Annotated in this window: 12 protein-coding genes and 1 riboswitch; of the genes, 8 read left to right on the forward strand and 4 right to left on the reverse strand. The window is 72.8% G+C overall.

Translation table 11 applies throughout. From position 1 onward, the window contains the following. The first annotated feature begins 112 nt into the window (after nucleotides 1-112). Entirely contained in the window at nucleotides 113-679 is a 567-nt protein-coding gene (locus tag ACYVLT_RS38800; protein ID WP_360449198.1) for a MerR family transcriptional regulator, read from the forward strand. A gap of 130 nt (nucleotides 680-809) precedes the next feature. Further along, a riboswitch (glycine riboswitch) is annotated at nucleotides 810-900 on the forward strand. A gap of 153 nt (nucleotides 901-1,053) precedes the next feature. Beyond that, nucleotides 1,054-3,942 carry an aminomethyl-transferring glycine dehydrogenase gene (gene gcvP / locus ACYVLT_RS38805; RefSeq protein ID WP_461125147.1) on the forward strand — a complete coding sequence of 963 codons (2,889 nt, stop codon included), beginning with the start codon at nucleotides 1,054-1,056 and terminating at the stop codon, nucleotides 3,940-3,942. 85 nt (nucleotides 3,943-4,027) lie between these two features. Here the strand turns inward: gcvP and ACYVLT_RS38810 are convergent, their stop codons facing one another. Next, nucleotides 4,028-4,465, reverse strand: a complete 438-nt coding sequence (locus ACYVLT_RS38810) for a DUF3224 domain-containing protein (RefSeq protein WP_461125148.1) — start codon at nucleotides 4,463-4,465, stop codon at nucleotides 4,028-4,030. 50 nt (nucleotides 4,466-4,515) lie between these two features. On the opposite strand from ACYVLT_RS38810, the gene ACYVLT_RS38815 reads away from it, so the two are divergent. From ACYVLT_RS38815 to ACYVLT_RS38830, 4 genes are read left to right on the forward strand one after another with little or no spacing between them, the layout of a single operon-like run. After that, nucleotides 4,516-5,475, forward strand: coding sequence for a helix-turn-helix transcriptional regulator (locus ACYVLT_RS38815; protein WP_461125149.1), 960 nt, complete (start codon nucleotides 4,516-4,518; stop codon nucleotides 5,473-5,475). Nucleotides 5,476-5,524: 49 nt separating this feature from the next. Then, the gene (locus ACYVLT_RS38820; protein ID WP_461125150.1) at nucleotides 5,525-5,878 is read left to right on the forward strand and encodes an ArsR/SmtB family transcription factor; all 354 of its coding nucleotides are present in this window, start codon (nucleotides 5,525-5,527) and stop codon (nucleotides 5,876-5,878) included. Next, entirely contained in the window at nucleotides 5,875-6,150 is a 276-nt protein-coding gene (locus tag ACYVLT_RS38825; protein ID WP_360449211.1) for a hypothetical protein, read from the forward strand. Before ACYVLT_RS38820 ends, ACYVLT_RS38825 begins: the two co-directional genes overlap by 4 nt. Nucleotides 6,151-6,152: 2 nt before the next feature. Further along, on the forward strand, nucleotides 6,153-7,121 hold the full coding sequence (locus tag ACYVLT_RS38830) for an NAD(P)-dependent alcohol dehydrogenase (RefSeq protein ID WP_461125151.1): 969 nt from the start codon (nucleotides 6,153-6,155) through the stop codon (nucleotides 7,119-7,121). Here ACYVLT_RS38830 and ACYVLT_RS38835 read toward each other — a convergent pair. Then, a complete protein-coding gene (locus tag ACYVLT_RS38835; protein WP_461125152.1) occupies nucleotides 7,118-8,899 on the reverse strand; it encodes a substrate-binding domain-containing protein in 1,782 nt (593 codons plus the stop codon). The two genes, ACYVLT_RS38830 and ACYVLT_RS38835, sit on opposite strands and share 4 nt — an antisense overlap. Nucleotides 8,900-8,995: 96 nt before the next feature. Next, on the reverse strand, nucleotides 8,996-9,880 hold the full coding sequence (locus ACYVLT_RS38840) for a 3-methyladenine DNA glycosylase (protein WP_461125153.1): 885 nt from the start codon (nucleotides 9,878-9,880) through the stop codon (nucleotides 8,996-8,998). Nucleotides 9,881-9,994: 114 nt separating this feature from the next. Between ACYVLT_RS38840 and ACYVLT_RS38845 the strand changes: the two genes are divergently transcribed. Both ACYVLT_RS38845 and ACYVLT_RS38850 read left to right on the forward strand, forming a co-directional pair. Further along, nucleotides 9,995-11,200, forward strand: a complete 1,206-nt coding sequence (locus ACYVLT_RS38845; RefSeq protein ID WP_461125154.1) for an MFS transporter — start codon at nucleotides 9,995-9,997, stop codon at nucleotides 11,198-11,200. Nucleotides 11,201-11,283: 83 nt separating this feature from the next. Then, complete coding sequence (locus tag ACYVLT_RS38850; RefSeq protein ID WP_461125155.1) at nucleotides 11,284-12,501, forward strand: MFS transporter; 1,218 nt, start codon at nucleotides 11,284-11,286, stop codon at nucleotides 12,499-12,501. 15 nt (nucleotides 12,502-12,516) lie between these two features. Here the strand turns inward: ACYVLT_RS38850 and ACYVLT_RS38855 are convergent, their stop codons facing one another. Further along, nucleotides 12,517-12,789: a hypothetical protein gene (locus ACYVLT_RS38855; RefSeq protein WP_461125156.1), complete on the reverse strand. Its 273-nt coding sequence runs from the start codon at nucleotides 12,787-12,789 to the stop codon at nucleotides 12,517-12,519. Nucleotides 12,790-12,831 lie beyond the last annotated feature (42 nt).

Raw genomic sequence — 12,831 nt, forward strand, 5'->3', positions numbered from 1 at the left:
CCCTAGGCGGTCTTACCGTCGAACTCAGGTGAATTGCCACGGTGTGATTCGGACACCGCGGCGGCTTCACGTTGGTCGCCGGTCGTCGTGACCGGACCGAGGGGAGGCAGGCGTGGTCGAGGAAGCGCCCATCCGGGCCGGATCCGGAGAACAGGGTGAACTGTTCCCGGACTCCTCGCTGCCGGACGAGCTGGTCGGGTACCGCGGCCCCGCCGCGTGCCAGATCGCGGGCATCACCTACCGCCAGCTGGACTACTGGGCGCGCACCGGGTTGGTCAACCCGACCATAAGGAGTGCCCACGGCTCAGGCAGCCAGCGGCTCTACTCGTTCAAGGACATCCTGGTCCTCAAGGTCGTCAAGAGACTGCTGGACACCGGCGTCTCGCTGCAGAACATCCGGGCCGCGGTCGACCACCTGCGCCGTCGCGGCGTGCAGGACCTGGCCCGGATCACGCTGTTCAGCGACGGCACCACGGTCTACGAGTGCACCTCGCCGGAGGAGGTCGTCGACCTGCTGCAAGGCGGCCAGGGGGTGTTCGGCATCGCGGTCAGCGGTGCGATGCGGGAGATCAGCGGCACGATCCACGACTTCCCCGCCGAACGCGCCGATGGCGGCGAGATCGTGGAACCGGCCGACGACGAGCTGTCCCGCCGCCGCCGCACCCGGGCCATCGGCTGACCCGGGCGCGACGGCCGGGCGCGACGGCTGAGCGCGACGACCGGCTGACCGGCTGCGACGCACTGAGATCCACGTCGCGCCGGCGGTACCGAGGGCACGTCCGCCGGGTAGGATTTCGCGCGTAGTCGCTTTATCCCGTGCGGGAGAGTCCGAGCCCGTCTCGGCGCCGAAGGAGCAAATCCTCCCCGGAACCTCTCAGGCGCAAGGACCGTGCGGGTGAGACGCCTCTGGAAAGCGGGTCGGGCACACCGGCCGACCCCGCCGACGGTGCAAGCCCGACAGCCGGGTGAAGCTCTCAGGCGCCCGCCGACGGGCAGAAGACAGAGGGGGAGGGCAACGGCAGAAGTCTGTCCGGAGCCCTGGAGGCAGCCCCGATGACGCAGGACCGCATCCCCCTCGCCGCACTCGAGCACGGCACCCCGTTCGCCGACCGGCACGTGGGCCCGCGGCCCGCGGAGCTGGCCCGCATCCTCGACGTCATCGGTGTCGGCTCCCTGGAGGAACTGGCGCAGCACGCCGTCCCCGGGTCGATCCGCGAGCGCGACCTGGTGCTGGACCTGCCCGCGCCCGCCACCGAGACCGAGTCGCTGGCCGAGCTGCGCGCCCTGGCCGCGCGCAACCGCCCGATGACGCAGATGATCGGGCTCGGCTACTACGGCACCACCACGCCGCCGGTGATCCGCCGCAACGTGCTGGAGAGCCCCGCCTGGTACACCGCGTACACGCCGTACCAGCCGGAGATCTCCCAGGGCCGCCTCGAAGCCCTGCTCAACTTCCAGACGATGGTCGGCGACCTGACCGGCCTGCCGCTGGCCAACGCCTCGATGCTGGACGAGTCCACCGCCGCCGCGGAGGCCATGACGCTGGTCCGCCGCGCGGGCCGGGCCAAGTCGGGCAAGTTCGTGGTGGACGCGGACACGCTGCCGCAGACGCTGGCCGTCATCGAGACCCGCGCCGAGCCGCTGGGCATCGAGATCGTCACCGCCGACCTGTCGCAGGGCATCGAGGGGCTCGGGCTCGGCGGCGACTTCTTCGGCGTGCTGCTGTCCTACCCCGGCGCGTCCGGCGTGGTCCGCGACCACGAGGCCGTGATCGAGGAGATCCACAAGGCCGGCGCGATGGCCGTGGTCGCGGCCGACCTGCTGTCGTTGACGCTGCTGCGCCCGCCCGGCGAGATCGGCGCGGACGTCGTCGTGGGCACGACCCAGCGGTTCGGCGTGCCGATCGGGTTCGGCGGGCCGCACGCCGGTTACATGGCGGTGCGCCAGGGCCTGGAGCGGCAGCTGCCCGGACGGCTCGTCGGCGTGTCCGTCGACGCGGACGGCTCCCTGGCCTACCGCCTCGCGTTGCAGACGCGCGAGCAGCACATCCGCCGGGAGAAGGCGACCAGCAACATCTGCACCGCGCAGGTGCTGCTCGCGGTGATCGCCTCGATGTACGCGGTGTACCACGGTCCGGAGGGGCTGAAGGCGATCGCGACCCGCGCCCACCGGATGGCGACCGTGCTGGCCGCGGGCCTGTTGGAGGGCGGCGTCGAGATCGTGCACGGCGAGTTCTTCGACACCGTGCGCGCGCGGGTCGAGGGCCGGGCCGCCGACGTCGTGTCCGCCGCGCGCGACCTCGGCGTGAACCTCTGGCAGGTCGACGCCGACGTGGTGTCGATCGCGTGCGACGAGACCACCACGCGCGACCACCTGGAACTGGTGTGGAAGGCGTTCGGCGTGACCGTCTCCGACGTGGACGGGCTGGACGCCGACACCGCCGACGGCATCCCCGCCGACCTGCGCCGCACCAGCGACTACCTGACCCACCCGGTGTTCCACGCGCACCGCTCCGAGACCGCGTTGCTGCGCTACCTGCGGGCACTGTCGGACAAGGACGTGGCGCTGGACCGCAGCATGATCCCGCTGGGCTCGTGCACGATGAAGCTCAACGCCACGGCCGAGATGGAGCCGATCACGTGGCCGGAGTTCGCCGACCTGCACCCGTTCGCGCCCTCGTCCGACGCCGAGGGGCTGCTGGAGATCGTCGGTGACCTGGAGCGGTGGATGGCCGAGATCACCGGGTACGACGCGGTGTCGTTGCAGCCCAACGCGGGCAGCCAGGGCGAGTTCGCGGGCCTGCTCGCGATCCGCGCCTACCACCGCGCCAACGGCGACGCGCACCGCGACGTGTGCCTGATCCCGTCCAGCGCGCACGGCACCAACGCCGCGTCCGCCGTGATGGCCGGGATGCGCGTCGTGGTCGTCAAGTGCGACGACCACGGCAACGTGGACGTCGAGCACCTGCGGTCGACCATCGACGCGCACCGCGACTCGCTGGCCGCGATCATGATCACCTACCCGTCCACGCACGGGGTGTACGAGGACACCGTGCGCGAGGTGTGCGGGTTGGTGCACGACGCGGGCGGCCAGGTGTACGTCGACGGCGCGAACCTCAACGCGTTGATCGGGCTCGCGCAGTACGGCAAGTTCGGGTCGGACGTGTCGCACCTGAACCTGCACAAGACGTTCTGCATCCCGCACGGCGGCGGTGGTCCCGGTGTCGGGCCGATCGGCGTGCGGTCGCACCTGGCGCCGTTCCTGCCCAACCACCCGTTGCAGCCGGCGGCCGGCCCGGCGACCGGTGTCGGGCCGATCAGCGCCGCGCCGTGGGGTTCGGCGTCGATCCTGCCGATCTCGTGGGCGTACGTGCGGATGATGGGCGCGGACGGCCTGCGGCGGGCGACGTTGACGGCGGTGGCGGCGGCGAACTACGTGGCGCGGCGGCTGGACGAGCACTTCCCTGTGCTCTACACCGGCGAGGGCGGTTTCGTGGCCCACGAGTGCATCCTCGACCTGCGGCCGATCACCAAGGCGACCGGTGTGACGGTGGACGACGTGGCGAAGCGGTTGGCCGACTACGGCTTGCACGCGCCGACCATGTCGTTCCCGGTGGCGGGCACGCTCATGGTGGAGCCGACGGAGAGCGAGGACCTGGCGGAGATCGACCGGTTCATCGACGCGATGATCGCGATCCGGCACGAGATCGACCGCGTCGGTTCGGGCGAGTGGCCGGCGGACGACAACCCGCTGCGCAACGCGCCGCACACGGCGGCGTCGATCGCGACGGAGTGGAACCACCCGTACAGCCGCGAGGTGGCGGTGTTCCCGGCGGGCACGGCGGCGCCGAAGATCTGGCCGCCGGTGCGCCGGATCGACGGCGCCAAGGGCGACCGCAACCTGGTCTGCTCCTGCCCGCCGATCTCCGCTTACGGCGGCTGATAGCACGGCACCGGGCGCCGGCCGCGCGTGTCGCGGCCGGCGCTCCGCGTCGGGGTGGGTCAGCCCGGCACGAGCCGCGGGACGATCACCCTTCGTCACCCGATCGTGGGGCGGTGCCGGGTCGGGGCAGCTCGTAGTCCAGCTCGAATCGCCCCGGTTCGCCCTGCGCCCACGTGATGCGGCCGTGGCCGGTGAGGCCCGCCAGGTCACCGGTCGCCGAGACGACGGTGAAGGTGGCGTCCGCGACACCGTCGCGGAAACCGCCGGTGTGGTGCAGGACGAAGCCGCCCTCGCGGCCCTCCAGGGTGCCGGTCACGACCTCGTAGCCCGTGGAGACGCAGGAGTCGTCGTCCGGGTAGGACATGACGAAACGCATGTCGCCCAACGCCTCCAGCTCACCGGTGTAGGCGGTCGTCATGCCGCCCACCGTCTGCTTCGGACCGGTGACCTCGTCGTAGCGCCGGCCTTCCCACGTGTGCTCGTCCCAGCTCTTCATCTCGGCGATGGCATGTGCGGTGGTCATGGACCAGGAGCTTGCCGTGCGTACCTGACAGCTCCTGTCAGGATGGCGTCATGCGCGCCAGCCGGTTGTTGTCCCTGCTCCTCCTGCTCCAGTCGCGCGGCCGGATGACGGCGCAGGAGTTGGCCGACGAGCTGGAGGTCTCCGTCCGCACCGTCTACCGCGACGTCGAGGCGCTCGGCGCGTCGGGCGTCCCGGTGTACGCCGACCGCGGCCCGGCGGGCGGCTACCGGCTGGTCGACGGGTACCGCACCCGGCTCACCGGGCTGACCACCGAGGAGGCCGACTCGCTGTTCCTGGCCGGGATGCCGGGCCCGGCGGCCGAGCTCGGGCTGGGCGCGGTGGTGGCGGCGGCCCAGCTCAAGGTGCTCGCCGCCCTCCCGCCGGAGCTGCGGTCGCGGGCCGCGCGGGTGCGGGAGAGGTTCCACCTGGACGCGCCGGGCTGGTTCCGCGGCAACGAGGGCACGCCGCACGTGGCCGCGATCGCGGAGGCCGTGTGGCAGCAACGACGCCTGCGCGTGCGGTACGTGCGGTGGGCGCAGGTCGAGGTGGAGCGGACGGTCGAGCCGCTCGGGCTCGTGCTCAAGGCGGGCACCTGGTACCTCGTCGCCCGCACGGACGGCCTGCGCACCTACCGGGTCTCCCGGGTGGTGGAGCTGACCGCGTTGGACGAGTCGTTCGACCGGCCCGACGGGTTCGACCTGGCCGAGTACTGGGCCGGCTGGTCGGAGCGGTTCGAGCAGCGGATGTACCCGATGCGGGTGACGGTCCGGATGACGCCGAACGGGCTGCGCGGCGCTCAGGTCCTGCTCGGTCTCGTCGCCGCCCGCGAGCTCAAGGACGTCGAGCCGGAGGGCGAGTGGACGACCGTCCGGGTTCCGGTCGAGTCCCTGGAGCACGCGGAGGTCGACCTGCTCCGCCTCGGTCCCGAGGTCGACGTGCTGGAGCCGCCGGAGCTGCGCGAACGGGTCATCGCCCGGATCGCCGCCATGGCCGCGGTCTACCAGCGGTGATGTGCTACGGTTACACGTGTAAGAAAGTTCTTACACATGAAGGAGCGCCATGACAGGCACCTCGCCGACCGGCGACGAGCTGGTCGAGGTGCTGGCCGCGCTGTCCAACCCCCTGCGGCTGCGCATCGTGGCGACGCTGGCGGGCGGTCGCGACTACGTGAGCCACCTCGCCCGCGTCATCGGGGTGAGCAGGCCGCTGCTGCACATGCACCTGCAACGGCTGGAGGCGGCCGGGCTGGTCGTCGGCAGCCTGGAGCTGTCGGAGGACGGCAAGGCCATGAAGTACTTCGAGGTCGCGGACTTCGACCTGCGGTTGACCCCGGCGGTGCTCGCCGCGGCCGCCGCCACCCTGACCACAACGGACTCGTCACGCGGTCCGGCCCGAGAGGAGGGTTCGCGATGAACCTCGACCAGATGACCTGGCCGTCCGCGGTGTTCGCGGTCGGCGTGCTGTTCCTGACCCTGGTGTTCGTGATGTTCCTGATCAACGGCTACCTGGAGACCCGCAAGTCCAAGCTCGACGCGGAGCGCGCCGAGGGGTTGCGCCAACTCGTGCGCCGCTACGAGCAGCTGGCCGAGAACACCCTGGACGTGCAGCAGCGCACCGCCGCGGACCTGGCCGACCTGCGCACCCGCACCGCGTCCGTCGAACACATCCTCAGAACGGTGGAGTGACCATGAAGGCGATCGTGCAGGACAGGTACGGCGACCCGGGCGTGCTGGAGTTCCGGGAGCTCGACCGCCCGGAGCCCGGTGAGCGGCAGGTGCTGGTGCGGGTGCGCGCGGCGGGGGTGAACATCGCCGACTGGTTCATCTCGACCGGCACCCCGTACGTGCTGCGGCTGGCGGGTTTCGGGCTGCGCACGCCCAAGCGCACCACCCCCGGCACGGACGTGGCCGGTGTGGTGGAGGCCGTCGGCGGCGCGGTCACCCGGTTCAAGCCCGGTGACGAGGTGTTCGGCGAGGGCCGGGCCACGTTCGCCGAGTACGCGTGCGCCGACGAGGACCGGCTGGCCGCCAAGCCGGCCGGCATGACGTTCGAGGAGGCCGCGGGCCTGCCGCTGGCCGGGATCACCGCGGTGCAGATGCTGCGCGACGCCGCACGGCTCACCGCGGGGCAGCGGCTGCTGATCAACGGCTCGTCCGGCGGGATCGGCACGTACGCCGTGCAGATCGCGAAGGCGACCGGCGCCGAGGTGACCGCGGTGTGCGGCCCGACCAACGTCGACCTGGTGCGGGAACTGGGCGCGGACCACGTCGTGGACTACTCCCAGGAGGACTTCACCCGCACCACCGAGCGGTACGACGCGATCCTCGACCACGTCATGAACCACCCGTTCGCCGCGCTGCTGCGCCTGCTCACGCCCACCGGTGTGCTCATGCCGAACAGCGGCAACGGCGGCCGGTGGCTGGGCGGCGGCAGGCACCGGCTCAAGGCCGAGGTGATCCGGCCGTTCACCCGCCGCCGGATGGCGCCGCTGCTCGCCCGCACCACGCGCGCCGACCTGGAGGAGCTGGCCCGCCTGGCGGAGTCCGGGCAGCTGCGGACCGTGGTCGGCCACACGTACCCGTTGAGCGACGCGGCGCGCGCGGTCGAGCACGTGGCGGCCGGCCACGCGCGCGGCAAGGTCGTGGTGACGGTCTAGTCGGCCGACAGCAGCTGGCCGAGGGCGGCGTCCACGCCGCGACCGTCCTCGACCACCGACAGCGTGCCGCCGGTGGAGCGGGCCAGCTCGGACAGCGGCGCGCGTTCCGGGTCGGGGCCGATCGCGATGACGCTGATCGCGATGTCCTTGCCGGCCTGCTTGACCGACGCCAGCCGGGAGGTGAGCTCCTGGAACGTGAGCCCGCCGTCGTTCACGCCGTCGGTGAGCACCACGATCCGGTTGCGCTTGCCGTCCTGGTGGTCGGCCAGCATCCGCTCGTACAGCGCGAGCACGCTAGTGTAGAGCTGGGTCGCGCTCCGCGGTTCCAGCTCGGCCACGCCGTCCAGCAGCGCCTGCCGCTGCGCGGCGACCGGGCCGGTGGCCACGAGCTGCCGGTACGGCTTGTCGCCGTCGAGCTGGCGGGAGAACTCCCACAGCCCGAGCGACCCCGACACCGACCGGTTGACCTGCCCGGACAGCGCCTGCTTCACCCAGTCCATCCGGCTGCGACCGTCGCCGCCGGGTTCCTCCATCGACTTCGACGTGTCCACCAGCACGGTGACGACCTGGCCGTCATCGGCGGTCGCCCAGGCGGCGGAGATCTGCTGGGTGGTGTTGGCGTCGGCGGGCGTGAGCGTGTCGGTCACGGCGGGCCAGCGCAGGCCGGGCGACGGCTTGGGCCGCTCGCTGGTGGCGTCGACCCGCAGGCCCGCGCCGGCCAGGATCTTCTGCTGGTCGGCCTCGCGGAGGAACTCCCGGAACGCCTGCGACGCGCGCACCTGGGCCTCGCCGACCCAGTCGCCCGCCAGCGGCACGAACGGGAAGTCCGCGATCGGCGTCGGCCCACCCGCCGCGACCCCGTACAGGGGCTGCGCGAGCGGCGCGCCGCTGTCCTTGCCGGTGTTGTGCCGGTACAGGTCCACCTCGAACACCGGCACCGCGCTGAACCCGGCCGCGTTCACCGCGCCGTCGTCGGCGAGCAGGTTCAGCGCCTCCCACGTGCTCGCGGGGGTCTGCTCCGGCTTGGACGACGCCAGCCTGCTCATCGTGCTCTTCACCGGTTCCAGCGCGAGCATCTCGGTGGTGACCGGGCCCTTGCCCTCGGGGCTCGCGCCGGCCAGGGCCGACTGCACGGCCATCGCGGTGGCCGCGTTCGTCGCCGGGTCGGGCATGGCGACCTTGAACCGGCCCCACTCGGGGTGCCCGAACCGGCTCCAGCCGTCCGCCGCGCCGGTCAGGTCGGGCAGGTCGGTCCAGCGGAACCCGGCGCCGGCCTGCACCGCCTGCGCCGCGTCCTGGTGCAGGGCGAGCAGCACGGGGCTGGCCGCGATCGACTCGGGCGCCGCGCCGAGCAGGGTCGCGTTCTGCGCGCCGAGCCGGTTGGCCCACAGCATCGAGTCGGTGATCCACGCGTGCGGGCGTTCGCCGATGTCGGCGGTGTTCCAGCCCTGGGTGAGGCCCTGGAGCACGACCTCGGAGTCGATGGACCCGACCTCGACCCGGATGCAGTGGTCGTAGACGACGGGCCGCTGCCTGCTCCACGCCTCGGCGACCTGCTTGACAGCCTCGGCGACGCTGGGCGTCGCGGCGACCCGGAGCAGCGCCTCGCCCTCGTTGCAGTCACCCGCCTGGGCCGCGGCCCGGCGTTCCACGATGCCGCCGACCCAGCTCCAACCGAGCCACCCGAGCACCAGCAGGACGACCAGGCCGACGATGGCCACGGGCCACGTCGCGATGCCGCGCCGCACCTTCGTCCGCAGCGCGCGGTGTCGAGACATCGTCTTCCTCTCAGCGTCCACCGGATATGGCTGGCGAATCCCGACCGGCGTCACGCTAACAGGTGATGACTTGGGAGGGAGTGAAGTGACGGAGGGTTATCGGGCTGTGACGAGAGCCGCGGCCAGCGCCTCGGTGAGCCCGATCAGCCGGGCTCTCAGCGGCGCGGCGGCCTCGGCGAACGCGCCCTGCTGCCGCGCGTACTCCGAGCGTCCCTCGGCCGTCTCGATCCGCACCGGCCCGTAGCCCAGCCCGGTGAGGTCGTACGGGCTGGCCCGCATGTCGAGCTCGCGGATGCGCAACGCCAGCTCGAAGCAGTCCGCCACCAGCTCCGACGGCGTGGCCGGGTCGAGCTTGTAGGCCCACTTGAACAGGTCCATGTTCGCGTGCAGGCAGCCGGGCTGCTCCAGCTCGACCTGGGTCTCCCGGGTCGGCTGCACCGCGTTGCGCGGCCGGGCGTCGGGGGTGAAGAAGCGGAACGCGTCGAAGTGCCCGCACTGCACCCGCTGCGACTCGACCACCCGGTCGGTGCCCTCGCTGCCCAGCCGCAACGGCCACGCGTCGTGCCGCACCTGCTCCGGCCGCTGCCGGTAGACCATCGCCCACTCGTGCAAGCCGAAGCAGCCGAGCCGGGGCGCGCGGCCCGCCGTCGCGGCGAGCAACCGGCCGGCGAACCCGATCGTGTTGGCCCGTTCCCGGGCGAACGCCGCCACGTCCAGCGCCACGCCGTCGGGGGTGCGCCGGTAGACCGGCCACTTGAGGTAGGCGCGCGCCGCGTCGCCTTCGAGGACCACGCCGGGGCCGGGGTGCCAGCGCTCCAGCCGCGACGGGCGGTGCGAGTAGTAGGAGAACAGGAAGTCCAGCACCGGGTGCTTGCGGCCGGCGGCCTTGCGCTCGTGGTGCGGGCCGGTCCAGCGGCGCACGCGGTCCGCGTGCGCGTCCCGGCGCGCGGTCCACTCCGCTTCGGACAGGACGACCCCCACGTCACCAGGGTACTTCGCCCCTCACGTCGGTCGGTCCGCGGCCACGCCCCTGCGCGGGTTCACCCCACGCTAAAACGTTCGTCGGTGCGGGACCGGGTTGGCAGGGTGTGGACCATGTCCAGGGGGTGGGTGCGGCTGCAGGCCGTCGCGGTGTCCGGTTCGGTGGCCGAAGGCCTGATGTTGGCGGTGCTGCCGTGGATCGCGGCCACGATCACCTCGGACCCGCGGCAGCTGTCGCTGGTCAACGTGGTGGGTCAGTCGCCGTGGCTGCTGTTCTCGCTGTTCGCGGGCGTGCTGATCGACCGGGTGCGGCGCAGCACGGTGCTCGCGTCGGCGTACGCGGTGCAGGGGTGCGCGGCGCTGGCGCTCGCCGTGGCGGGGGTGACGGACGCGTTGAGCCTGCCGCTGCTGGTGGTCGTGGCGTTCGTGGTGACCTCGGCGCAGGTGCTCGGTGACGGCGCGACCGGCGCTCTGGTGCCCGAGGTCGTCGAGCCGGGCGGGTTGGCGACGGCGAACACGCGGCTGATCGTGATCGACCGGGGCGTGGTCCAGTTCGTCGTGCCGCCGGTCGCCGGTTTCCTGGTCGCGTTCGGCCTCGGCACGCCCGCGTGGGTTGCCTGCGTGGCCGCTCTGGGGGCGTTGGCGCTGGTGTGGGGCTTGCGCTCGGCCCCGGCGACGCCGTCGGCCAAGCACCCGTTCCGCGACATCGGCGAGGGGCTGAGGTACCTGGTCGGGTCGCGCCTGCTGCTGTCGATCACGGTGGCGGTGGCGCTCGGGTCGTTCGCGGCGAGCGGGGCGATGGCGATGTTCGTGCTGTACGCCAAGGAGGTGCTCGGGCTCGGCGCCGTCGGCTACGGCGTGATGCTGGCCTCCGCGGCCGCCGGGTGGGTGGTGTCGTCGTTCGTGGTGAGTCGGGTGGTGGGCCGGCTCGGGTACGCGTGGTCGATGCGGCTCGGCCAGGTCGGGATGGTGATCACCATGGCGCTGATCGCCGTGCTGCCGCCCTGGGCGTGGGCGATCGGGGTCGTGCTGTTCGCCCAGTCCGCGATCGTGATGGTGTGGAACGTCTGCTCGCAGTCCAGCCGCCAGCGCTTCACCCCGCCCGCGCTGCTGGGCCGAGTCCTCACCGGCCACCGCGCGCTGGCGTGGGGCCTGAACCCGTTGGGTGCGCTGGCCGGCGGTTTCGTGGCGGCCGGGTTCGGCCTGCGCGCGGTGTGGGTGATGGAGGCGTTGATCCAGGTCGGCGCCCTGGTCGTGGCCTGGCGCGGCCTGTCGTCGCAGGCGTTCCGCGAGGCGGAGTTGGCCGCCGCGAGCCGCTGATGGCGCTGGGTCGACGGACGGTGTTGGCTGGCTGACGGTGTTGGGACCGCCGAGTGTCGGTGGCGGCCGGCAGGTTGCGCCCCGTGACCCGCCTCGTCCCCTCGCTGCTGCGGAACCCGGCCTTCCGCTGGTACTTCGTGGCCCGGACCTCCTCCCACCTCGGTGACGGCCTGATCTCCATCGCGCTGCTGTTCGGCGCGCTGAGGCTGGGTGCGTCGCCGACCGACGTGGGGCTCGTCCTGCTGGCCGGTCGGTTGCCGGTGGTCGTGTTCACGCTGCTCGGCGGGGTGGTGGGCGACCTGTGGTCGCGACGCGCCGTCATGCTCGCCGCCGACGTCGTCCGCTGCGCCTCCCAAGGCTTGACCGCCGCCCTGCTGATCACCGGCAACGCCGACCTGTGGCACCTGGCCGCGTTGCAGGCGGTGGCGGGCGCGGCCACCGCGTTCTTCGCCCCGGCCGCGGCGGGTCTGGTCGTCGACGTGGTGCCCGAGGCGCAGCGGGGTCAGGCCAACTCCCTGGTCAACGCGGCCCAGAACGCCGCGACGCTGATCGCCCCGGTGGTGTCGGCGACGCTGGTGGCCACCGTCGGCGCCGGGGTGTCCTTCGCCCTGGACGCGGCCACGTTCGCCGTCAGCGCGGCCGCGCTGGTCGCGCTGACGGTCCCGGACCGGCGCGTGCCACGACGGCCGGGGCTCCTGGAGGCCGTGCGGCACGGGTGGCGCGACTTCCGCTCCCGCCCCTGGTTGCAGGCCACCACGGTCCAGGTCGCCGTGATCAACGGCGTCTGCATCTCCCCGTTCCTGGTCCTCGGCCCGGTCATCGCCGACCAGCGCCTGGGCGGCCCGCCGGCCTGGGCGTTCATCGGCAACGGCTACGCCGTCGGGGCGCTGCTGGGCAGCGCGCTCGCCCTGCGCTGGCGGCCTCGGCACCCGCTGCGGGTCGCCGTCGTCATCCCCGCCGCCCTGGCACCGCTGCTGGTGCTGTTCGCCGTCGGCGCGCCGGTCCAGTTGCTGGTCGCGGCCGCCGTCCCGGCAGGGGTGCAGTCCGCCCTCTACGCCGTGCTCATCGACACCACCCGGCAGGTCCACGTGCCCGCCGACCTGGTCGCCAGGGCCACGGGGTTCGCCACCGTCGTCGGCCTGGCCGCGGCACCCGTGGGCATGGCGCTGGCGGGGCCCGCGGCCGAGCGCACCGGCGCGGGGACCGTGCTCCTCACCGGTGCGCTGGTGGCCGTGCTGAGCGTGCCACTGGCACTGGCCGTGCGCTCGGTCCGGCGGCTGCCGGCCGTGGTCGGTGACTGACCCGGACTTCGGGGGTCAGAGCGGTGGGATGAGGCCCGGGAACTTGCGGGCGCCGGTGCAGTGCGGGCACTCGCGGCCGTTGTCGACGGTGCGCGGCGCGCCGCCGATCACCGCGGACGTGGGGTTGGCGATGAACCCCGCCCCTCCGCACAGGTGGCAGATGGTGCGGGGCTCGGAGGTCACGCCGAACAGGTCGTCCTCGTCCTCGACGTCATCGTCGTCGAACCCGTCCTCGTCCTCTTCCGGGTCGAAGTCGTCCTCTTCGTCGTCATCCTCACGCGGATCCACGTGACCAACCGTAGTCGGGTGGGACCGGCCGCGCCCCGGCGG

It is taken from the genome of Saccharothrix stipae (genome assembly GCF_054781895.1).